Genomic DNA, 20,487 nt, shown 5'->3' with positions numbered 1-20,487 from the left:
ACGTGCGCCGTCGACGGTCCTGTCCTGGACCGGTGCCCTCGCGTCTAACCAACCCGGCAACCGGCGGCGCCGCAGCCCTCGCACCGCCCGGTACGCGTCATCCCACCACGCCGCGGCGGCCGAGCGCAATAGTCGTTCCTCGATGCATGAGAAGTCCCGTCGGTCGCCGCTGGACGCCATATCCTGCCTACGGGGAGCGGGAACGGAGAGGCGGCAGCCGGTGCCGGACGTGTTCGACGAGGTGCACCGCCGGTGCCGCGACGGCGAGCCTGTCGCGCTGGCCACGGTGGTGGCCACCTGGCACTCCGCCCCGCAGCCACCCGGCGCCGCCATGGTGGTCGCGACCGACGGCACGGTCACCGGCAGCGTCTCCGGCGGCTGCGTCGAGGCCGATCTCTACGAACGCGCCCGCCTGGTGCTCGACACCGGCGAACCCGAGTTGTGCCGCTACGGGATCAGCGACGACGACGCGTACACAGTGGGCCTGACCTGCGGCGGCATCCTCGACGTGTTCGTGGAGCGCGTCGACACGAGCGCCCTGCCGGTGCTGGAGGCGGTCGCCGCCGCCCGCCGTGGCGGCCACCCGGCGGCGATCGTCACCTGCGTGGCCGCCGACGCCGGCAATTCTTCGGACGGCGGATCGGCCGACCCGGCCCGGCGGCTCGGCCGGCGGCTGGTGCTGACCGACGAGGGGTCCGTCGGCTCGCTCGGCGACGACCGGCTCGACGACGCGGCCAGCGCCGACGCCCTCGGGCTGCTCGCCGCCGGACGCAGCGCAATGCTCCGGTACGGGTACCACGGGCAGCGCCGGGGCGGCGGCATCGGCCTCTTCGTGACCGCGTACGCCAACCCGCCCCGGATGATCGTCTTCGGTGCGATCGACTTCGCCGCCGCGGTGGCCCGGATCGGCGCGTTCCTCGGCTACCGGGTCACCGTCTGCGACGCCCGGCCGGTCTTCGCCACCGCGCGGCGCTTTCCCGAAGCGGACGAGGTGGTGGTGCAGTGGCCGCACCGCTACCTGCGTACCGAGTTGGCGGCCGGTCGGCTCGACGAGCGGACAGTGCTGTGCGTGCTCACCCACGACCCCAGGTTCGACGTGCCGTTGCTGGAGCTGGCGCTGCGCCACCCGCTGGCGTACGTCGGCGCGATGGGTTCACGGCGCACCCACGACGAGCGACACAAGCTGCTGAGTGAGGCGGGGCTCAGCCCGGCGCAGCTCGCCCGGCTCGCCTCCCCGATCGGGTTGGACCTCGGTGGTCGTACCCCGGAGGAGACCGCAGTGAGTGTGGCCGCGCAGATCGTCGCGGCCCGGTGGGGTGGCACCGGCCACCCCCTCGCGGCTGTCGACGGGCCGATCCACCGGCCGGGGTAGCGCGCACGTCGGTGCGTGGCCTTCGGCGCCCATCGGGCCGTGCGTTGTGCCAGCCTGGTGCCACGGAGATCGGCTCGGCGAGCGGCAGCCGGTGGCGACGACGAGAGGATCGGCATGGGGTACGCGGTGGTGCTCGGCGAAGCGCTCGTCGACCTGCTCGACAGCGAAATCGACGGGGAACGGGTCTATCGGCAGGCCATCGGCGGCGGGCCACTCAACGTCGCCGTCGGCGTGGCCCGACTCGGCGGTGCGGCACAGTTCGTCGGCTCGCTCGGTGACGACGCGCTGGGCGGCAGGATCCGCGACTTCCTCACCGCGGCCGACGTCGGGGTGGCAGGTGCGATCACGGTCCCGGCACCGACCACGCTCGCGGTGGTCACGTACGCCGGGCCGGAGCCGGACTTCCGTTTCTACGGCGAGCCGGCCTCCTACGGACTGCTCGGCCCCGACGATCTGGACCTGGCGCTGCTGGAGGGCGCCGACGTGCTCTACTGCGGCTCGATCGTGCTGCTCCAACCCGACACGCTGGCCGCCGCCCGCCGTGCCTGGTCGCTCGCCGCCGGCCTGCGGGTCTTCGACCCGAACGTACGTCCCCGCCTGCTGAACGGGCCAGCCGCGCTGGACGGGCTGCGCGAGGTGGTCGCCGAGTTCGCCGCCGGCGCGCACCTGGTCAAGCTGAGCGCCGCCGACGCGGTGCTGCTCTATCCCGGCGAGCCGGTCGAGGGGGTGGCGGCGTACCTGCGTGAGTTGGGGGCGGGCACTGTGGTCGTGACGCTCGGCGCGGCCGGTGCGGTGCTGGCCGCCGCCGAAGCCGACCCGGTCCGGGTGCCGGCCCCCACCGTCGACGCCATCGACGCCACCGGCGCGGGTGACTCCGTGATGGCCGCGCTGATCGCCGACCTGCTCGTCGACGGCGAACCGGAGAGCCCGTCGGGTTGGGTCGACCGGGTCGCCTTCGCGCTGCGGGTCGCCGGCCTGGTCTGCGAATCCCCGGGCGGCGCCACCGCCATGCCCACCCGCACCGCCGTCCAAAACCGCTTCAACCCCTAACCCCACCCCGCGCTGCCCTCGCCCCGCACTGCCCCGCCCAGTCGATCATGGACTTGTGGTGCCCGAATGCCGAATATTTGCGGCTTTTACGACCCACCACAACTCCATGATCGACGGGGACGGGGGTGGGGCAACGCGGGCAACGCGGGGCGGGCAGGGCGGGGGGAGGGGGTGGGCGGGGTGGCGTCGGGGGGTGCTGGCGGGGGTGGGGGAGGGGGTTGACCTCGGGAATTTGTGAGCGTTAACATCGACGATGCACGATGGAAACGTGGGCGTCGTCGGGGAGGTTCTGATGCGGGTGGTTTTGGTGCCTCTGTTGTTTCGCCGCGTCGCGGCCCTGCTGGTCATGCTGCTCGTGGCTGCCGGGATGGTGGTCGCCGACCGGCCCGAGCGGGCGAAGGCGTGGGACAACGGGGTGGCCGACACCCCGCCGATGGGGTGGAACAGCTACGACTCGTTCAACTGGAGCGTCACCGAGGCCGACGTCCGGGCCAACGCCGACTACATGGGCGCCAACCTGCGTCAGTTCGGCTGGGAGTACGTGGTGATCGACTGGGCCTGGTACTACCCCGGTCGGCACAACAACAGCCCCAACCAGGACGCGAACCTGCAACCCCGGCTCCGGATGGACGCAAACGGACGGCTGCTGCCGGACACCACCCGGTTTCCCTCTGCCGCCGGTGAGAACGGGTTCAAGCCGCTCGCCGACTACGTCCACGCGCAGGGGCTGAAGTTCGGCGTCCACCTGATGCGAGGCATTCCCCGCCAGGCGGTCGCCGACAACGTGCCGATCCTCGGGACCACCTGCCGCGCCAACCAGATCAACAACACCACCACCGCGGCCTGGCTCAACCTGATGTGGGGCCTGAACATGTCCAACCCCTGCGCGCAGACCTACCTGGACTCGATGTTCCAGTTGCTGGCGTCCTGGGGGGTCGACTACGTGAAGGTGGACGACATCGCCGCCCCGACGTACCGGCAGTCGGAGGTCGAGGGGTACCGACTGGCCATCCAGCGCAGCGGCCGCCCGATGGTGTTGAGCCTGTCACCCGGCCCGACCTCGCTGGCCAGCGGCGCGCACGTCCAGGCCAACGCGCACATGTGGCGGATCGTCAACGATCTGTGGGACAACTGGTCGTCAGTGGATGCGCTCTTCGATCAACTGCGCAACTGGACCCCGTACCGCGCCACCGGGGCGTGGCCCGACGCCGACATGATCCCGATCGGCCGGCTCTCCAAGTACGGGCCGGTTGGCTCGCCGCGATACTCCAATCTGACAGCCGACGAGCAGCGCACCCTGATGTCACTCTGGGCGATCAACCGGGCGCCGTTGATGTGGGGCGGCAACCTGGTCGAGAACCGCGCCGCGGAGCTGGCGCTGATGACCAACGCCGCGGTTCTGGGAGTCAACCAGAACAGCACCAACAACCGTCAGCTCTACGGTGGCAGCCGGCAGGTGTGGGTCGCCGACGTGCCGGGCAGCACCGATCGGTACGTCGCCCTGTTCAACCGGGACAGCAGCGCGGCGCAGGTGTCGGTGAATCTCGCCGACCTCGGGATCGGGTCGGCCGCCGTGACCGACCTGTGGTCCGGCGCGGCCCTCGGCACGGTGACCGGCACCCTCACCCGGTCGCTACCGGCCCACGGAGCCGGGCTGTACCGGCTGACTCCGGACACCACGGTGCCGGTGCCGAGCACGTACACCCTCACCGCGCGACACAGCGGCAAGCTGCTGGACGTCTACAACAACGCGACCACCGACGGTGCGGAGATCGTGCAGTGGGCTGCGAACGGTCAGCCCAACCAGCGGTGGCGCTTCCAGGACGCGGGTGGCGGTTACCAGGCGGTGGTCAGCGTGCACAGCGGCAAGTGCCTCGACGTGTCCGGCGGCGCGACAGCAACCGGCGACGGGGTCCGCGTGATCCAGTGGAGCTGCAACGGCGGCACCAACCAGCAGTGGCGCGTGCAGGATCTCGGCTCGGGGTACGTGCAGCTCGTCGCCCGGCACAGCGGCAAGTGCCTGGAGGTGCCCAACGCCGCCGCCACCGACGGTGCCCGCCTCGCCCAGTGGACGTGTGGCACCGGCACCCACCAGCAGTGGCGACGTGCCTCGGCGTAGGCGGGTCAGGCGTCACCGTTCAGCTGGAGGTAGCCGCGGTGGGCGGCGACCAGGGCCGGGCGGGCCCCGAAAGGGGCCTCGGCCGCCACCCGCTCCGGCGGGGCGCTGCCGGTGTGCGCGGCCCGGATCAGCCAGGCCAGTTTCGCCAGCTCCGCGTGCTGCGCCCGGACGAAGTCGACGTCCACCGGGTCGCCGTGGCCCGGGATCACCACGGTGCGCGCGGTGGTGAGTCGCAGCAGGTCCGCGACCGCGTCCGGCCACTGCAACGGGTACGAGTCCTCGAAGGCGGGCGGGCCGCTCTGCTCCACCAGGTCCCCGGCCACCAACACGTCGGCGTCCGGCACGTGCACCACAAGGTCGGCCTCGGTGTGCCCCCGCCCCGGGTGGCGCAGCAGCACCCGTCGACCGCCGAGGTCGAGGACCGTCTCGACGTGCACGGTGTGCGTGGGGGCGAGCAGCGGGGTGTCGGCCAGTTCGGCGGCGAGCCCCGGGTGCTCCGCGCGCAACTCCTCGTACGCCTCCCGGCGCAGCCGCTCAGGCTCCTCGCGCAGGGCGGTGGCGGCCAGTTCGTGCGCGTACACCGGGCGGGGTGGGTCGCCGGCCAGGACGGCGTTGCCGAAGCAGTGGTCGTAGTGGTGGTGGGTGTTGACGAGCGTCAGCGGGCGGTCGGTGACCGCCCGGACTGCCTCGGCCAGCTCGGTGGCCTGGGCGGCCGAGGAGAGCGTGTCCACCAGTAGCGCCTCGTCGTCGCCGACGACCAGCGTGACGTTGACCCGCAGCAGCGGTTCGGCCAGCACGTGCACCCGGTCGGCGACCTCGACGAAAGCGGCGTTCACGACGCCCGCCCGGCCCGTTCGACGAAGCGTTCCCGGTCGACCAGGACCCGGTCCACCCGGCCCCGGGCCACCGTCTGGTCACCGTCACTGACAGTGACCTCGAACGACAGGCGGCGACCGTCGACGGTCGCCAGCAGCGCCTGCGCGCGGACCGTCCGGCCGACCACTGTCGGTGCCAGGTGCTCCAACTCGACACGGGTGCCGACTGTCGTCGAACCGGCTGGCATCCCGGTCGCCGTGGCCGCGACGGTGGCCGCCTCGGCCAGCGCCAGCACCCGGGGAGTGCCCAGCACCGGTACGTCCCCGGAACCGACCGCCTGCGCGGTGTCCGCGTCGGTGACCGTCAACTCGACCTGGGCGGTCAGGCCCGGCGCGAAGGCCGGCTCGGGCTGCTCCTGCATGGTCGTCAGCCTAGGTGCTCGCCGGACGCGTCGAGCACGCGCCCGACGATCCGGGCGCCACCACCCCGACGTGCAACGGGTGGTCCCCGTCGGTCGATGCCGTACCCGTCGTTAACCTTGACCCCGATGGCCGTCGTGACTGACCCCCAGCCCCCCGCCCGGACCGACCCGCCCGCGTCCCCGGACGGGGGTCGTCGGCGCGTCGTCGCGATGACCGTCTGGGCGGTCGCCTTCGTCGCCGCGTGGCTGGCCATCGGGCTGCCCACCGACCCGGCGTACGCCTTCGTCTGGATCTGGCTCGCGACCATCGCCTGGAACAGCGAACGGCCGTGGCGCAGCCACCTGCGTTTCGCCCGGGACTGGGTGCCGGTGGTGCTGCTGTTCGTGATCTACAACCTCTCGCGCGGGTTCGCCGACAACGGGGCCACGCCGCACGCGATGGAGCTGATCGTCGCCGACCGGTTCATGTTCGGCTGGGCCACCGGCGGTGAGGTGCCCACCGTCTGGTTGCAGCAGCACCTCTACCACCCGCAGGTGCACTGGTGGGATGTCGCCGCGAGCTGGGTGTACTTCTCCCACTTCGTGGTGGCGCTGGCCGCCGCCGCGGTGCTCTGGTTGCGCGACCGGCACCGCTGGGCCGCGTACATGCGGCGCTGGGGCTTCCTCTGCGCGGCCGGTCTGGTCACCTACTTCATCTACCCGGCCGCGCCGCCCTGGTGGGCGGCGCAGAACGGCCTGCTCACCGAGGTCGCCCGGATCTCGACCCGGGGTTGGAAGGCGTTCGGCATGCACGGCGCCGGCAACGTCCTCAACGCCGGTCAGATCGCCTCCAACCCGGTCGCCGCGATGCCCTCGCTGCACACCGCGTGGGCGTTGTTCGTGGTGCTGTTCTTCCTGACCGCCACCCGTCGTCGCTGGTGGCCGCTGCTGCTCGCGTACCCGCTGGCGATGACCTTCACCCTGGTCTACTCGGGTGAGCACTACGTGATCGACGTGTTGGTCGGCTGGGCCTACGTGGGGCTGACCTTCCTGGTGGTCGGTCTGGCGGAGCGCGGCTGGGCGGCCTGGCGGGCCCGCCACCCGAGCGCCACGGCGGCACTGCCCACGCAGCAGCCCACCGATCCTCCGCCCGGCGAGCCCGAGCCGCCCGCCCCACGGGAACCGGACACCACCACCCACCCCGCGATCCCCGCCGACCGTTAGGGCGTGTGTCAAAGCCCCTGGCCGCCCGTCGTCGCCTGGACTCCGCCTCGGCTCGACCGAGGCTTTGACACACGCCCTGGTCCCGTCAGGGTCGGTCGTTCCGAGCCGAAGCTGGTGTTCAGGGCAGCACTGGTTCATCGGGTAGCAGCGCTCGCGCCTCGGGCTTGAGGCGACGAGTGAGCCGACTGATGCCGGCCACGGTGGCGGCGATCATCATGATGAGGATCGCCAGTGGCAGCGGTTGACCGTCGAAGTGCCGCATCGCCGTGTTGGAGAGCAGCGGGTCGGGGATGAGCCATCCGGCGACGAAGCCGGTGAGCCCGACGCCGACGATGACGGCGGGCCGGTGGCGGCGGAGCGCGAAGGCGGCTCCGACAGCGACTGTGGCGGCGGTGAGGACCCCGATGGCCGTCGGCACGGCGTCGGGAACGTAGACGCCGTGGCGTCCCCACTCTCCGGTGCCCTTCCAGGCGAGGATCCCGAGCGGGACGAGGGCCCACCAGAACGGGCGCGGCCGGGGCGCGGCCCACCGCTCGCGGGCGGCGACCGCGAGCAGGGCGAGGGTCAGGGCCGGTGGGGCGTACGCGAAGAGTTGTTGGCCGGGGTTGATTCCCAGGCCGGTGCCGCCGAGCACGTCGATGACGAACCAACCTACGGTGACCGTCAGGAATATCGCCTGCAGGGTGAGGGCGGTCCGGGTCGCGCCGCACAGCCAGGCGATCAGTGGCGCGAGGGGCAGCAGGCCGAGAGCGGCCAGCTGCGGCCAGCTGGCGATGATGGCCGACATGTCGGTGGCGAGGACGGCGCCGGTGAACAGGTCCAGGGTGTGACCGGCGGGCTGGGTGCCGGCGGCGACGAGCAGGGCGGTGAGCCCGGTGGTCAGGGCCGTGGTGGTGACGGGCGTGGTGAGTCGCAGCCGGATCGCCAGGGCGATGATGTTCAGTGTCTCGTGCCAGCTGGGGTGCCGGCGGCCGTCGTCGAGGTCGAGCAGCAGTCCGAGCAGTTCCTCGCCGCGGGCGCTGCGGTGCGTGGCTGGCAGCAGCCGCAGCAGCCGCCGATATCGTCGTTCCAGGGGGCTCATGTCCGGGCTCATCCGATGGTCCCGAGGCGCGGGGCGTTGCGGGCGGCACGCTTGTTGAGGCGTTCCTCGGCGAGCCGGACCGCGGTCACCATCCGTTGGCTCTCGGCGCGGATGGCGTCTGCCCCCGCGTCGGTCAATGTGTAGAAACGACGCAGCCGGCCCTTCTCCACCTCGTCGTGGTCGGGAGCGATGAGCCCCTGGGTGACGAGGCGGTCGAGGGCCCCGTAGAGGGTGCCGGCGCGTAGCCGGATCCTGCCGTTGGTCATCTCGTCGACCTCTGTCACCAACGCGTAGCCGTGGCGGGGTTGGTCGGCGAGGGCGGAGAGGATCAGGAACGTCTGCTCACTGATGTCCATGGTCTATATATATCGTGCGGCGATATATATAGCAATGGCGTGGGCCGTGGCGGGGTCAGAGTTGGCTGCGGGCTTGATGTGCTCTTGTGGTCAGGTCCGCTGCCAGGGCCCAGGCCTCTGCCAGGTCGCGGTCCTGGGCTGTGGCGCCGGAGCCGCCCGCGGTGTCGGCGTGGACGGTGGCCAACCCGAGACGGCGCTGGATGGGCCCCTGGACCACTCGCACGCTCTGGATCCGGGCGTACGGCACGATCACCAACTGCCTGGTGAGCCGCCCGGACCGGGTGGCGAACACCCGCTCGAACAGCCCCGCGCCGAACGCGGCACGGCCCAGCGGGTGCAGCCAACGGGTCCGCCGCGGCGGCGGGCTCAGGTTGAGCGCGTCGAGGCGTACCCCGGGAAGCACCTCGGCGACGATCATCGTCGCCGTCGGCAGGTCGCCGACCGGCAGCAGCCGGTCGGGCCGGTTGCGGTCGTCGGCCTCCGCGACGGAGTAACCGGCCACCTCCAGCCGCAGCCGCAGCCAGCCCTTCATCCGCCACAGCAACGGCCAGGTGGCCCGCACGGTCTGCACCCGCTCCAGCGGCACGGTCTGCGCCCGCGTCTCCAGCAGGCCGTTGTGCACCCGCAGCGTGCCGCCGTCGCGGGCCAGCCGGAAGTTCCAGTCGTCGAGGACCCGGCGGATCGGCTGCAGCAGGACACCCGCCATCGCGGTCAGTGTGCTCGCCACCGCGACGAACGACCACGAACCGGCGGTGAGGAACTGCACCACGACGAAGGCCACACCGAACGGGAGCAGAAACGCCTGCGGGGTGAGCAGTTGGCTGATCAGCAGGTTCTGGTTGCGTACCGCGTGCAGTGGCCGGCCCGGTACGGCCGTCGGTGGCGCCGTCGCACCCGGGGCCACCGGGGCCGCCGCGTCGCCGGGCGCGGGCTGCTGCGCCACCCGCCCGGCCAGCGCCAGCAGACGCTCGCGCAGCACCGCCGCGTCGGCGACGCCGAGGTACGCCAGTGGCGCCTCGGTCTTGCCTCCGCCGACCACTTCCAGGCGCAGCTCGGCCAGGCCGGTGAGCTGGGCGAGCAGCGGCCGGACCACCTCCACGGCCTGCAACCGTTCCAACGGGATGGCCCGGGTACGCCGCCAGAGCAGCCCCTCGTACACCCGTAGTTCCCGGCCGACGACGTGGTAGCCGGTGTTGTACCAGCTGATCACCGACAGCACCGTCGCGCCGAGCGCCAGCACCGCCACCATGGCGGCGAACCAGCCGAAGCCCACCCGGGACAGCGTCGACCAGGACAGCCCGGCGATGACCACGACCAGGGACTTGGCGCCGTGCAGCACCGGGCTGAGCGGGTGCAGTCGCTGCCGGGGCTCGCCCTCGCCCCCGCCCGCTGGTGCCGGCCACGGCGCGGGCGCGCCGGGCGGCACCGGCCCAGGCGATGCCGTGCCAGACGATGCCGTGCCAGCGGGCAGCACCGGCCCCGGTGGCGTCGGGCCGGTGGGTGGCACGGTGCGCGGCTCGGGGGACCCGTCGCTCATCGGCGCGGCCCTCGGCGCGGTCGGCGGCTGCCCGCGCGGGGGTTCACAGCCCCTCCGCCCGGTCCTCGCCGAGCGCGGTGAGTCGATCGCGCAGCCGCGACGCCTCCGCCGGACGCAGCCCGGGCACCCGGGCGTCGCTCGCCGCCGCCGCGGTGTGCAACTGCACAGTGGCCAGGTCGAAGGCGCGCTCCAACGGCCCGGCGCTGACGTCGACGAACTGCATCCGCGAGTAGGGCACGATGGAGAGCCGGCGGACCAGCAGCCCGTGCCGCACCAGCAGGTCGTTCTCCCGCTCGGCGTACCCCCAGGCCCGGACCGCGCGGACGATCGCGACGGCCCGCCACGCGCCGAGCACCAGCACGACGGCCACGGCGAGCCCGAACAACCAGTGACCGCTGAACGCCCAGCCGACCCCGGTCACCGCCAGCCCGATGGCGACCACGATCGCCAGCCGGATCAGCTCCACCCAGATCAGGTCGGTCGAGATCGGCTGCCAGTTGACGGTGTCCGGCCAGGGCTCCAGTGGACCCCGACCCCCCGGCGCGGCCGTCAGCAGCGCGCCGGGCTCGGGCGGCAGGAGGCCCGGGGGCGGCAGGTCGGGCGCGCGCTGGTCGGCGGCGGGTGCCGGCCGGTGACCGGGCGGCAGCGCGCCCGGTGGCAGCGGGGCAGGCGTTGAGGCGGCCGGCGCGGTGGGCTCCGGGCCGAGCGTGCCGGGCGCCGGGAACGCGCCGGGCGGCGGGTCGACGCCGGGTGGTGCGGTGGCCGGGGTGGGCGGCCAGGACGGGGAGGTGGGGCCGGGGGAAGCCGGAGGGTCGCCGCTCACAGGTCGAGCGTAGGCGATCCGGGCACCGGAGTGACGGCACGCAGGAAGCCTCGAGCGTCGAGGAAGTCACCGAGGCTGCCCCGGTGCTCGGCGCAGGCCAACCAGGTCTTGCGCCGATCGGCGTCGTGCAGACGGGGATTGTTCCACTCCAGCGCCCAGACGGCGGCGGACCGGCAGCCCCGGGCCGAACAGACCAGGGCCTCACCGGCGGGGGAGGGGATGCTCATCCCGGCCAGTCTAGGGCGGCGGGACGGAGAGGTTGAGCGCCGGGCGACCACGGGGGGAGCCGCCCGGCGACGGGGTGAATCGTACACGCGGTGGGCCGGTCCGTGCACACCCTCGATGCGCGATTCGGCCGGTGGGGACGACGCGGCCATAATCGGCTTCTCCCCACCTCGACACTCAGCAAGGCGTGCGAGTCTTGATACCGCACGAGCCGCGACGACCGACAAACGCTGTGGAGGACCGGTGGCCCAGCCGACCATGCCCGACGCCCCGACGCCGAACGGAGCGGCACCCGCCCCGGTGACCACACCCGCGCAGGACGCCAGCCTGCTGGAGAAGGGCCTGTTCGAGATCAAACGTGTGATCGTCGGGCAGGACCGGATGGTGGAGCGGATGTTCGTCGCGTTGCTCGCCCGCGGTCACTGCCTGCTCGAAGGCGTACCCGGGGTGGCCAAGACCCTGGCTGTGGAGACCCTCGCCAAGGTCGTCGGTGGGTCCTTCGCCCGGGTCCAGTTCACCCCGGACCTGGTGCCCGCCGACATCATGGGCACCCGGATCTACCGGCAGTCCAGCGAGAAGTTCGACGTCGAGTTGGGCCCGGTCTTCGTCAACTTCCTGCTCGCCGACGAGATCAACCGGGCGCCGGCGAAGGTGCAGTCGGCGCTGCTGGAGGTCATGAGTGAGCGGCAGGTGTCCATCGGTGGGGAGAGCCACCGGGTGCCGGACCCGTTCCTGGTGATGGCCACCCAGAACCCGATCGAGCAGGAGGGTGTCTACCCGCTGCCGGAGGCGCAGCGCGACCGGTTCCTCATGAAGATCGTGGTGGGCTACCCGACCGACGCGGAGGAGCGGGAGATCGTCTACCGGATGGGCGTGGCCGCGCCCGAGCCGACGGCGGTGTTCGACACCCCGGAGCTGATCGCCCTGCAACGCAAGGCGGACCAGGTCTTCGTGCACAACGCCCTTGTCGACTACGCGGTCCGGTTGGTGCTGGCCACCCGGGCCCCGGCCGAGCACGGCATGCCCGACGTCGCGCAACTGATCCAGTACGGGGCCAGCCCGCGCGCCTCGCTCGGTCTGGTCCGGGCCACCCGCGCCCTGGCGCTGCTGCGCGGGCGTGACTACGCGCTGCCACAGGACGTGCAGGACATCGCGCCGGACATCCTGCGGCACCGGTTGGTGCTCAGCTACGACGCGCTCGCCGACGACGTACCCGCCGACCACATCGTGCAGCGGGTGATGTCGACGATCCCGCTTCCCGCTGTCGCTCCCCGGCAGCAGGCCACCCCGCCGACGATCGCGCCGCCACCGGGCGCTGGCTGGCCCGGGCAGCGCCCGTGACCTCAGCCACCCCTCGTCCGGCCCCCCTCGCCGACCGTAGCGAGGCCGTGCTGTCCCGGCTTCAGCTGCTCGTCACCCGCAAGCTCGACGGTCTGCTCCAGGGCGACTACGCCGGCCTGCTGCCCGGACCGGGCAGTGAGGCGGGAGAGTCCCGGGAGTACCGCCCCGGCGACGACGTGCGCCGGATGGACTGGCCGGTCACGGCCCGGACCACCACACCGCACGTGCGGCGTACGGTCGCCGACCGGGAACTGGAGACCTGGCTCGCGCTCGACCTCTCCGCCAGCCTGGACTTCGGGACCGGGCAGTGGCTCAAACGGGAGGTGGTGGTGGCCGCCGCGGCCGCCATCACCCACCTGACGGTGCGCGGGGGTAACCGGATCGGCGCCGTGATCGGCACCGGTGGCGGGGTGTCCGCCCCGGCCCGACGCTGGCGCGGCGGACCACCGCCGGCCGGGCCCGGGGTGCTCACCCGGCTGCCGGCGCGCTCCGGACGCAAGGAGGCGCAGGGCCTGCTGCGTGCCGTCGCCGGCACCGCCATCCAACCCGGCCGTGGTGATCTCGGCGCCCTGATCGAGATGCTCAACCGTCCGCCCCGCCGTCGCGGTGTGGCGGTGGTGGTCTCGGACTTCCTCGCGCCGGCCGAGCAGTGGGCGCGGCCGATGCGCAAGCTGCGCGTCCGCCACGACGTGCTGGCGATCGAGGTGGTCGACCCGCGTGAGCTGGAGCTGCCCGACGTGGGCGTGTTGCCGGTGGTCGACCCGGAGAGCGGCGAGCTGCACGAGGTGCAGACCGCCGACCCGCGGTTGCGGCAGCGCTACGCCGAGGCGGCCACCGCCCAACGGGCCACGATCGCCGCCGCCCTGCGCGGCGCCGGCGCGGCCCACCTGCGTCTGCGTACCGACCGAGACTGGCTGCTGGACATGGTGCGATTCGTGGCCGCGCAGCGGCACGCGCGTACCCGGGGGACGACACGATGATCCGTTTTCTGCAACCGTGGTGGCTGCTGGCTGTGCTGCCGGTCTTCGCCCTCGCCGCGTTCTACGTCTGGCGGCAGTTGCACCGCCGGGCGTACGCGATGCGGTTCACCAATGTGGACCTGCTGCGTACCGTCGCGCCGAAGGGGCTGGGCTGGCGTCGGCACGTCCCGGCGACCGCGTTCCTGCTCTGCCTGCTGGTGCTGGCCACCGCGCTGGCCCGTCCCGCTGTGGACACCAAGGAGCCGCTGGAGCGGGCCACAGTGATGCTCGCCATCGACGTGTCGTTGTCGATGCAGGCCGACGACGTGGCGCCCAACCGGCTGGAGGCGGCCCAGGAGGCGGCCAAGCAGTTCGTCAGTGAGCTGCCGGAGAGCTACAACCTGGGTCTCGTGTCGTTCGCCAAGGCGGCCAACGTGCTGGTGCCGCCGGGCAAGGACCGGGACGCGGTGACCAGCGCCATCGACGGGCTGGTGCTGGCCGAGGCGACAGCCACCGGCGAGGCGGTGTTCACCTGTCTGGAGGCGATCCGGTCGGTGCCGACCGACGGCGCGGAGGGCATCCCGCCAGCACGGATCGTGCTGCTCTCCGACGGCTTCCGGACCTCCGGTCGGGCGGTGGAGGAGGCGGCGGCGGCCGCGCAGGCCGCGAACGTTCCGGTCTCCACCATCGCCTTCGGCACCGACACCGGCCAGGTCGACATCGGCGGGCAGTTGCAGCGGGTGCCGGTGGACCGGATGGCCCTCGCCGAGTTGGCCGAGACGACCGAGGGTTACTTCTACGAGGCGGCCTCGGTGAGCGAGCTGAAGCAGGTCTATCAGGACATGGGCAGCTCGATCGGGTTCCGCACCGAGCCGCGTGAGGTGACCCAGTGGTACGCCGGGGTGGCGTTGCTGCTGGCGCTCTGCGCTGGCGCGTTCAGTCTGCTCTGGTCGTCCCGGATGTTGTAGCCGGCGTGCCGGCGGCGGTCACGGACCGCCGCCGGCGCCAGCGCGGGGCAGCGCCGGCCAGCGACACTGCCGATCCGGAGTGGTCAGTGACCGCCACCGGCGAGCACGAAGACGATGGCCACCCAGACGGCGGCGAGGGTGAAGCCCAGCGGGGCGACGTAGCGGCTCATGACGGCTCCGGGTGGCGGCTGGACGGTCCGCGTGCGGGGGCGGACCGCAGGGGGTGGGGACGCGCACACGAAGTCGTGACCGGGCGGCTCCCGGCGACCGCCCGGGACCGGGCGGCGCGGCACACTCACCTCGGCGGGTGCCGACGTGGTGGGGAGCGGAGCGGGGTCAGCTCACCAGACTGAGTCGTGGCTCAGCGGGACTGACCATCGGCCCGGCCACGACTGGGAGGATCGCTATCTCGCACAGCGATCACCTCCTGCAAGTCGGGCGGGCCGGAACGTCGATGATCGTACACCTGCGGCACCGGCGGAACGCACTCGGCCGACCGGCCGGCGGCCCCTCCACCGCCCGGTTGGCGACGCCGCCCGCCACCAGCGCGTACGCCTTGGTGGGGCGACCTCGGCCGCCCCACCCGCACCACGGTGACCAGCACCACGGCGAGCAACGGCAGCCAGCAGCAGCGCGCCAGCACCCACCCCGGCCCGTCCGGGGCGGTGTGCAGACCGGGCAGCGCCAGCCCGCCGCGCGCGGTGAGCGCGGTCACCGCCACCAGCACCGGCTGGTGCCACAGGTAGATCCGGACCGCGGAGCGGTTCACCTCGGTCACCGCCCGGCCCGGCAGCGGCCGGGTCAGCAGCCGGTGCAGCGCCGGCCGGGCCAACAGCCCCAGCCCGACCTGGGTCACCGCCAGCGCCACGACCAGCAGCGACGGCGGGTTCAGGTTGGACACCCCGGCCCCGGGCACGCCGACAGCGCTCACCGGGTAGCCCAGCGCCAGCAGCGCCGCCAGCGCGACCGCCCCACCGGCGGCCAACGTGCCGCCCGCCCGCCGGCCGTCCAGCCGCCCGTCGGCGTGCGCCACACCCAGCAGGTACGGCACCGACCAGGCCGCCAGCACGGTGACCGGGGGCAGATCGGCGCCGGCCGGCAGCAGCCGGACGGCCAGGTCGACAGCGGCCACCACGGCCACCGCCGGCGCCCCGCACCGCGCCACCCCCCACCGGCGTACGGCGACGCGCAGCGGGCCGGTCACCGCGACCAGGATCACCAGCGGTAGCAGGAACCACAGCGGGCTGACCGCCAGCCGCAGCGCGACGGCGAGCGTGTCGTCCGAGGTGCCGACCACGGTGGCGGCGAGCAGCACGGCGGCACCCACGCCGAGCAGCGCCACAGTGGGCAGCAGCAGCCGGCGCAGCCGCCCCGCCAGCCAACCACCCGCGCCGCCCGGGTGGCGGGCAAGCGACCGGGTCGAGCCGAACCCGGCGGTGAAGAAGAACAACCCGAGCGTCTGCAACACCCAGGTCGCCGGGGCCAGGTCGGGCAGGGCGGTCAGCGGGCTGGCCTGGTGCAGCCCGCCGTCGCCGCCCAGCACCAGGCCGGTGACCAGCCAGTGCCCGAGCACCACCCCGCCGATGGCGTACGCCCGCAGCGCGTCGACGGCACGGTCCCGGCTCACCGGGCGTCCCCGATCCGGTCGACGTCGACGCCGCCCAGCACTACCGCCGCCACCGCGCCCAGCGCGGCGCTGCCCGACGCGAGGTAGCCGTCGTGCCCCGCCACCCCACCCACCGGCAGGGGCCGGGCACCGAACGCCGGATCGCCGGGCCGCCGGCCGAAACCCAGGCCGGGCAGGCGCACCGGCGGTACCCGGCGGATCCAGTCGGTCGGCGCCTCGGCCGCCCAGAACCGCCGCCCACCGGGCAGGTCGTCGGCGCGCTGCACCCCAGCGCCGACACCGCCGAGGCTGACCACGTCGGTGACCTGGGCCGGGGCGTCCGCCGCCGCCAGCGCCACCACCAGCGCCCCGTAGCTGTGCCCGACCAGCGTGATCGTCGCGCCCGGACGCCGCCCGGCCAGTTCCCGCAGCAGTGCGGCCAACCCGGCCGCGCCGCGCCGCGCGCTGACACCACCGGCGGCGGTCAACACCCCGTCGGGCGGGTCGTAGCCGAGCCAGGCCAGCACCGCTACCCGCGCCGCCGGCTCGCTCGCCCGCAGCTCCCGGTAGAGCTGCCCGGCCTGCACCGCCGGCGCCCGCCGGGCCACCCCGCCCAACCCGGTGTCGAAGTCGGCGAGGGTGCTGCCGACCCCCGGCACCAGCACCGCGATCCGGTCCGCGTCGGCGAGGTCGCCGAACACCTCGACCGCGCGACCGTCACCGCGCTCGTCGAACAGCAGGAACCGGCGTCCGTCGGCAGCCCAGTCCGCGTACGGGGGGCCGGCCGCGCGCATCGCCGCCGCCGTCACCGGGTACGCCTCGACGAACCCCACCGCAGTGGCCGGCTCGGGTCGGGTCGGCAGAACCAGGTTCACGCCGAGCAGCGCGGCCATCGCCACCCCGCCGGCACCTCGTCGTCGCATCACGTTCTCCCTCCGGAATGTCGTCCGAAGGGGAGAGTGCGCCCAGGGGCGGGACTCGGTCGTCGTCCCGCGGAGCCGTTCCCGGGCTGGCCCCACAGGGCTACTCGCCGGCGGCCACCAGACCCGTCTCGTACGCCAGCACCACGGCCTGGGCCCGGTCGCGCAGCCCCAGCTTGGCCAGGATCCGCCCGACGTGCGTCTTCACCGTCTGCTCGGCCACCACCAGGTCACCCGCGATCTCCGCGTTGTTGCGGCCCCGGGCGATCAACCGCAGCACCTCGGTCTCGCGGGGGGTGAGCCCGGCCAGGTCGGTGGGGCGGGGGCGGCGGCGGTCCGGGCGGGCCGCGAACTCGGCGATCAACCGGCGGGTCACCCCCGGGGCGAGCAGCGCGTCGCCGGCCGCCACCACCCGCACCGCCTGCACCAGGTCGGCCGCCGGAGCGTCCTTGAGCAGGAACCCGCTGGCCCCGGCGCGCAGCGCCTCGTACACGTAGTCGTCCAGGTCGAAGGTGGTGAGGATGAGCACCCGCGGTCGCTGCGTCGACCGGTCACCGAGCAGCTTGCGGGTGGCCTCCAGCCCGTCCATGACCGGCATCCGCACGTCCATCAGCACCACGTCCGGGTCGAGGTGGCGGGCGGCGGCCACCGCCTGCGCGCCGTCGGCGGCGTCCCCCACGACCAGCAGGTCCGGTTGGGCGGCGAGCAGCGCGCCGAAACCCTGCCGGACCATCGCCTGGTCGTCGGCGATCAGCACCCGGATCATCGGTCCCCGCCCTCCACGTCGTACGGCAACTCGGCCGCCACCGCGTAACCCCCGTCGGGCAGCGGCCCGGCGGTGAACGTACCGCCCAGCGAGGTGGCCCGCTCCCGCATGCCGGTCAGCCCGTGCCCGGAGCCGCCGTCGGCTGTCGGTCGGACGTCGGCCGGGGAGTTCTCGACGCGTACCCCCAGACCGGACCGGCCGACGCGGACGGTGACCCGCACCGCGGCGCCGGCCGCGTGGCGGGCCGCGTTGGCCAGGCCCTCCTGCACGATGCGGTACGCGGCCAGCCCGACCGGGGCGGGCACCCGGTCGTCGTCCACCGGCTGGGCGTCCAGTGTGACCGGCAGCCCGGCCCGGCGTGCCGCGTCCACCATCGCGCCCAGGTCGGAGAGGTCCGGCTGCGGGGCGGTCTGCGGCCCGGTCGTCTCGCTGCGCAGCACCCCCAACAGCCGCCGCATGTCGGTCAGCGCGTCACGGGCCGACGCGGCGATGGCGACGAACTCCGCGGCTGCCGGGGCCGGTACGTCCGTCAGCCGGTACGGGGCGGTCTCCGCCTGCACCGCGATCAACGACATGTGGTGGGCCACCACGTCGTGCAGCTCCCGGGCGATCCGGGTGCGTTCCTCCAGCACCGCGCGGCGCTCCTGCTCCCGTTCGCTCAGCTCGGCCTGCGCCGCCAGGGCGTGCCGGGACAGCCGGTTGCGGCGGATCAGGTCGCCCACGATCGCCAGCGCGCCGAGCATCAGCAGGACGGGGACCCGGTTGTCGGGATGGACCAGGGTGAGCACCGGCACCGTGCTGATCGCCACCACCCAGACCAGCACCGGCCGGTCGACCCGTGCGAAGACCACCGCCACCACAGCGATCGACCCGAGCGCCAGCGGCGGGGTCCACGGCCAGGCCTGGTCGGCGGGGGCGTTGAAGGTGCAGATCAGCAGGGCCAGCACCGTCAGCCGCCAGGCCAGCAGCGGACGCCGGGGCAGCGCCAGCAGCGGCGCCACCGTCATCGCCGCGAACAGCAGCGCGATCGGCGGCGGCAGACCCCAGTCGCTCTCCACGGTCAACGTGATCAGGAAGAGGCCGAGCGCGGCGAGCAGACCGACCGGCGCGGCGTAACGGGCCGGCCCGGGCCAACGGGCCAGCAACGGCCGTTCGGGCCGGGCGTCCGGGCCGAGCACTGTCTGCCGCAGAGCCCGCAGGGCCACCGCGATCGGATGCCGGTTCACCACCCGGAGGCTACGGGCCGACCCCGCCACGAGGCGTGCCACCAGGGGTTGATCCCCGTGTCGTACCCCGGTGTGACGCGACTCCCGTTAGCGCTTACCTGCCGGTAACGCCTAGGCTCCGACGCGTCCGTGCTGACCATTCGCAAGGGGGAACAGTGGCCCGTACCGTGCTGGTGACCGGGGGCAACCGGGGAATCGGCCTGGCCATCGCGCAGGCCTTCGCCAAGCAGGGCGACCGGGTGGCGGTCACCCACCGCAGCGGCGACGCACCCGACGGGCTGTTCGGCGTCCGCGCCGACGTCACCGACGCCGCCTCGATCGACGCCGCGTTCGCCGCCATCGAGGCCGAGCTGGGCCCGGTCGAGGTGCTGGTCGCCAACGCCGGCATGACCGCCGACACGCTGCTGCTGCGGATGTCCGAGGAGCAATTCACCGACGTGGTGGACACCAACCTCACCGGCGCGTTCCGGGTCGCGAAGCGGGCCTCCGGCAAGATGCTCCGCGCCAAGTGGGGCCGCATGATCTTCATCTCCTCGGTGGTCGGCCTCGCCGGCGGCGCCGGGCAGGTCAACTACGCCGCCAGCAAGGCCGGCCTCGTCGGCGTCGCCCGCTCGATCACCAGGGAGCTGGGCAGCCGCAACATCACCGCGAACGTGGTGGCACCCGGCTTCATCGACACCGACATGACCGCCGGCCTCTCCGGCGACCGCAAGGCGGAGATCCTCAAGTCCATCCCGGCCGGCCGGATGGCCAGCCCGGACGAGGTCGCCGCCGTGGTCACCTGGCTGGCCTCCGACAGCGCCGGGTACGTCTCCGGCGCCGTCATCCCGGTCGACGGCGGCCTCGGCATGGGCCACTAACCCTTTTGACTACGGAGGAAATCAGCGATGTCCGGACTGCTCGCCGGTAAGCGACTGCTCGTCACCGGTGTCATCACCGACGCCTCGATCGCCTTCTCGGTGGCGAAGCTCGCTCAGGAGAACGGCGCGCAGGTCGTGCTCACCGGCTACGGCCGGCTCTCCCTGGTCGAGCGGATCGCCAAGCGGCTGCCCGAGCCGGCGCCGGTCATCGAGGTGGACGTCACCAACACCGAACACCTGGCCGGCCTCGCCGACCGGGTACGCGAACACGTCGACGGCCTCGACGGTGTCGTGCACTCGATCGGCTTCGCCCCGCAGAGCTGCCTGGGCGGCGGATTCCTCGACGCGCCCTGGGAGGACGTGGCGACCGCCCTGCACGTGTCCACCTTCTCGTACAAGTCCCTGGCGATGGCGGCGCTGCCGCTGATGTCGCCCGGCGGCGCGGTCGTCGGCCTGACCTTCGACGCGACGAAGGCGTGGCCGGTCTACGACTGGATGGGCGTGGCCAAGGCCGGCCTGGAGTCCGCGTCCCGCTACCTGGCGCTGCACCTGGGCAAGCAGGGCATCCGCAGCAACCTGGTCGCCGCCGGGCCGCTGCGCACCATCGCCGCGAAGTCGATCCCCGGCTTCGACCAGTTCGAGGAAGCCTGGGCCGAGCGCGCCCCGCTGGGCTGGAGCCTCACCGACCAGGAGCCCGCCGCGCGGGCCTGCCTGGCGCTGCTCTCCGACTGGTTCCCGGCCACCACCGGCGAGATCGTTCACGTCGACGGCGGCTACCACGCCATCGGTTCCTGACGCCGCACCGTGACGCTCCCTGGTCACCGTCCGCGTGATCTAC

21 protein-coding genes are annotated in these 20,487 nt (G+C 73.3%); 9 read left to right on the top strand and 12 right to left on the bottom strand.

All coding sequences use genetic code 11. The annotated features are described in order from the left end of the window. Positions 1–220 precede the first annotated feature (220 nt). The 3 genes from AB0B94_RS14265 (at position 221) to AB0B94_RS14255 (ending at position 4,541) form a co-directional block, all read left to right on the top strand. Positions 221–1,372: an XdhC/CoxI family protein gene (locus AB0B94_RS14265; RefSeq protein WP_357277355.1), complete on the top strand. Its 1,152-nt coding sequence runs from the start codon at positions 221–223 to the stop codon at positions 1,370–1,372. A 114-nt stretch (positions 1,373–1,486) separates the two neighbouring features. Continuing rightward, positions 1,487–2,422, top strand: a complete 936-nt coding sequence (locus AB0B94_RS14260; protein WP_357277350.1) for a PfkB family carbohydrate kinase — start codon at positions 1,487–1,489, stop codon at positions 2,420–2,422. Positions 2,423–2,714: 292 nt separating this feature from the next. Further along, positions 2,715–4,541, top strand: coding sequence for an RICIN domain-containing protein (locus AB0B94_RS14255; RefSeq protein WP_357277344.1), 1,827 nt, complete (start codon positions 2,715–2,717; stop codon positions 4,539–4,541). 5 nt (positions 4,542–4,546) lie between these two features. Here the strand turns inward: AB0B94_RS14255 and AB0B94_RS14250 are convergent, their stop codons facing one another. Together AB0B94_RS14250 and AB0B94_RS14245 are read right to left on the bottom strand one after the other, a co-directional pair. Then, on the bottom strand, positions 4,547–5,377 hold the full coding sequence (locus tag AB0B94_RS14250) for an MBL fold metallo-hydrolase (RefSeq protein ID WP_357277339.1): 831 nt from the start codon (positions 5,375–5,377) through the stop codon (positions 4,547–4,549). Further along, the gene (locus AB0B94_RS14245; RefSeq protein WP_357277334.1) at positions 5,374–5,778 is read right to left on the bottom strand and encodes a hotdog domain-containing protein; all 405 of its coding nucleotides are present in this window, start codon (positions 5,776–5,778) and stop codon (positions 5,374–5,376) included. Before AB0B94_RS14245 ends, AB0B94_RS14250 begins: the two co-directional genes overlap by 4 nt. A gap of 126 nt (positions 5,779–5,904) precedes the next feature. Between AB0B94_RS14245 and AB0B94_RS14240 the strand changes: the two genes are divergently transcribed. Continuing rightward, positions 5,905–6,981 (top strand): phosphatase PAP2 family protein, encoded by a 1,077-nt coding sequence (locus tag AB0B94_RS14240; RefSeq protein ID WP_357277327.1) that lies wholly within the window; start codon positions 5,905–5,907, stop codon positions 6,979–6,981. Between the two features lie 118 nt (positions 6,982–7,099). On the opposite strand, the gene AB0B94_RS14235 is transcribed toward AB0B94_RS14240, so the two are convergent. The 5 genes from AB0B94_RS14235 to AB0B94_RS14215 form a co-directional block, all read right to left on the bottom strand. Beyond that, positions 7,100–8,062 (bottom strand): hypothetical protein, encoded by a 963-nt coding sequence (locus AB0B94_RS14235; RefSeq protein ID WP_357277320.1) that lies wholly within the window; start codon positions 8,060–8,062, stop codon positions 7,100–7,102. Positions 8,063–8,070: 8 nt separating this feature from the next. Next, a complete protein-coding gene (locus tag AB0B94_RS14230) occupies positions 8,071–8,418 on the bottom strand; it encodes a PadR family transcriptional regulator (RefSeq protein WP_357277316.1) in 348 nt (115 codons plus the stop codon). A gap of 55 nt (positions 8,419–8,473) precedes the next feature. Continuing rightward, positions 8,474–9,955: a PH domain-containing protein gene (locus tag AB0B94_RS14225; protein WP_357277304.1), complete on the bottom strand. Its 1,482-nt coding sequence runs from the start codon at positions 9,953–9,955 to the stop codon at positions 8,474–8,476. 43 nt (positions 9,956–9,998) lie between these two features. Next, positions 9,999–10,532, bottom strand: a complete 534-nt coding sequence (locus AB0B94_RS14220) for a PH domain-containing protein (RefSeq protein ID WP_238672716.1) — start codon at positions 10,530–10,532, stop codon at positions 9,999–10,001. A 242-nt stretch (positions 10,533–10,774) separates the two neighbouring features. Next, the gene (locus AB0B94_RS14215) at positions 10,775–11,005 is read right to left on the bottom strand and encodes a hypothetical protein (RefSeq protein ID WP_357277293.1); all 231 of its coding nucleotides are present in this window, start codon (positions 11,003–11,005) and stop codon (positions 10,775–10,777) included. A gap of 241 nt (positions 11,006–11,246) precedes the next feature. On the opposite strand from AB0B94_RS14215, the gene AB0B94_RS14210 reads away from it, so the two are divergent. The 3 genes from AB0B94_RS14210 to AB0B94_RS14200 are packed head-to-tail and all read left to right on the top strand — an operon-like array spanning position 11,247 to position 14,271. Continuing rightward, on the top strand, positions 11,247–12,344 hold the full coding sequence (locus AB0B94_RS14210; protein WP_357277287.1) for a MoxR family ATPase: 1,098 nt from the start codon (positions 11,247–11,249) through the stop codon (positions 12,342–12,344). Beyond that, positions 12,323–13,324: a DUF58 domain-containing protein gene (locus AB0B94_RS14205; RefSeq protein ID WP_357278419.1), complete on the top strand. Its 1,002-nt coding sequence runs from the start codon at positions 12,323–12,325 to the stop codon at positions 13,322–13,324. Before AB0B94_RS14210 ends, AB0B94_RS14205 begins: the two co-directional genes overlap by 22 nt. After that, a complete protein-coding gene (locus AB0B94_RS14200; RefSeq protein WP_238672682.1) occupies positions 13,321–14,271 on the top strand; it encodes a VWA domain-containing protein in 951 nt (316 codons plus the stop codon). The genes AB0B94_RS14205 and AB0B94_RS14200 overlap by 4 nt, the downstream gene beginning before the upstream one ends. Before the next feature lie 83 nt (positions 14,272–14,354). Here AB0B94_RS14200 and AB0B94_RS14195 read toward each other — a convergent pair whose 3' ends face one another. From AB0B94_RS14195 to AB0B94_RS14175, 5 genes are all read right to left on the bottom strand, one after another. Next, positions 14,355–14,564 carry a hypothetical protein gene (locus tag AB0B94_RS14195; protein ID WP_357277279.1) on the bottom strand — a complete coding sequence of 70 codons (210 nt, stop codon included), beginning with the start codon at positions 14,562–14,564 and terminating at the stop codon, positions 14,355–14,357. A 68-nt stretch (positions 14,565–14,632) separates the two neighbouring features. After that, a complete protein-coding gene (locus AB0B94_RS14190; RefSeq protein ID WP_357277274.1) occupies positions 14,633–15,898 on the bottom strand; it encodes an acyltransferase in 1,266 nt (421 codons plus the stop codon). After that, positions 15,895–16,800 carry an alpha/beta hydrolase gene (locus AB0B94_RS14185; RefSeq protein ID WP_357277269.1) on the bottom strand — a complete coding sequence of 302 codons (906 nt, stop codon included), beginning with the start codon at positions 16,798–16,800 and terminating at the stop codon, positions 15,895–15,897. Before AB0B94_RS14185 ends, AB0B94_RS14190 begins: the two co-directional genes overlap by 4 nt. A gap of 100 nt (positions 16,801–16,900) precedes the next feature. After that, positions 16,901–17,563 (bottom strand): response regulator transcription factor, encoded by a 663-nt coding sequence (locus tag AB0B94_RS14180; RefSeq protein ID WP_091403852.1) that lies wholly within the window; start codon positions 17,561–17,563, stop codon positions 16,901–16,903. After that, positions 17,560–18,789 carry a histidine kinase gene (locus AB0B94_RS14175; protein WP_357277256.1) on the bottom strand — a complete coding sequence of 410 codons (1,230 nt, stop codon included), beginning with the start codon at positions 18,787–18,789 and terminating at the stop codon, positions 17,560–17,562. The genes AB0B94_RS14180 and AB0B94_RS14175 overlap by 4 nt, the downstream gene beginning before the upstream one ends. 155 nt (positions 18,790–18,944) lie before the next feature. Between AB0B94_RS14175 and fabG the strand changes: the two genes are divergently transcribed. Together fabG and fabI are read left to right on the top strand one after the other, a co-directional pair. Further along, a complete protein-coding gene (fabG, locus tag AB0B94_RS14170) occupies positions 18,945–19,649 on the top strand; it encodes a 3-oxoacyl-ACP reductase FabG (protein WP_357277250.1) in 705 nt (234 codons plus the stop codon). A gap of 27 nt (positions 19,650–19,676) precedes the next feature. Next, positions 19,677–20,444 carry an enoyl-ACP reductase FabI gene (fabI, locus tag AB0B94_RS14165; RefSeq protein WP_210786387.1) on the top strand — a complete coding sequence of 256 codons (768 nt, stop codon included), beginning with the start codon at positions 19,677–19,679 and terminating at the stop codon, positions 20,442–20,444. Positions 20,445–20,487 lie beyond the last annotated feature (43 nt).

The sequence above is a fragment of the Micromonospora sp. NPDC048986 genome (genome assembly GCF_040649335.1).
GTDB lineage: Bacteria > Actinomycetota > Actinomycetes > Mycobacteriales > Micromonosporaceae > Micromonospora > Micromonospora alfalfae.
This window is presented reverse-complemented; position numbering and strand designations above follow the sequence as displayed.

What these genes read in the sequence shown, in the direction of transcription:
- AB0B94_RS14260 (WP_357277350.1), top strand. Translation starts at nt 1,487, where the DNA reads ATGGGGTACGCGGTGGTGCTCGGCGAAGCGCTCGTCGACCTGCTCGAC.
- AB0B94_RS14255 (WP_357277344.1), top strand. Translation starts at nt 2,715, where the DNA reads ATGCGGGTGGTTTTGGTGCCTCTGTTGTTTCGCCGCGTCGCGGCCCTG.
- AB0B94_RS14245 (WP_357277334.1), bottom strand. Translation starts at nt 5,778, where the DNA reads ATGCAGGAGCAGCCCGAGCCGGCCTTCGCGCCGGGCCTGACCGCCCAG.
- AB0B94_RS14240 (WP_357277327.1), top strand. Translation starts at nt 5,905, where the DNA reads ATGGCCGTCGTGACTGACCCCCAGCCCCCCGCCCGGACCGACCCGCCC.
- AB0B94_RS14235 (WP_357277320.1), bottom strand. Translation starts at nt 8,062, where the DNA reads ATGAGCCCCCTGGAACGACGATATCGGCGGCTGCTGCGGCTGCTGCCA.
- AB0B94_RS14230 (WP_357277316.1), bottom strand. Translation starts at nt 8,418, where the DNA reads ATGGACATCAGTGAGCAGACGTTCCTGATCCTCTCCGCCCTCGCCGAC.
- AB0B94_RS14225 (WP_357277304.1), bottom strand. Translation starts at nt 9,955, where the DNA reads ATGAGCGACGGGTCCCCCGAGCCGCGCACCGTGCCACCCACCGGCCCG.
- AB0B94_RS14215 (WP_357277293.1), bottom strand. Translation starts at nt 11,005, where the DNA reads ATGAGCATCCCCTCCCCCGCCGGTGAGGCCCTGGTCTGTTCGGCCCGG.
- AB0B94_RS14200 (WP_238672682.1), top strand. Translation starts at nt 13,321, where the DNA reads ATGATCCGTTTTCTGCAACCGTGGTGGCTGCTGGCTGTGCTGCCGGTC.
- AB0B94_RS14185 (WP_357277269.1), bottom strand. Translation starts at nt 16,800, where the DNA reads ATGCGACGACGAGGTGCCGGCGGGGTGGCGATGGCCGCGCTGCTCGGC.
- AB0B94_RS14180 (WP_091403852.1), bottom strand. Translation starts at nt 17,563, where the DNA reads ATGATCCGGGTGCTGATCGCCGACGACCAGGCGATGGTCCGGCAGGGT.
- fabI (WP_210786387.1), top strand. Translation starts at nt 19,677, where the DNA reads ATGTCCGGACTGCTCGCCGGTAAGCGACTGCTCGTCACCGGTGTCATC.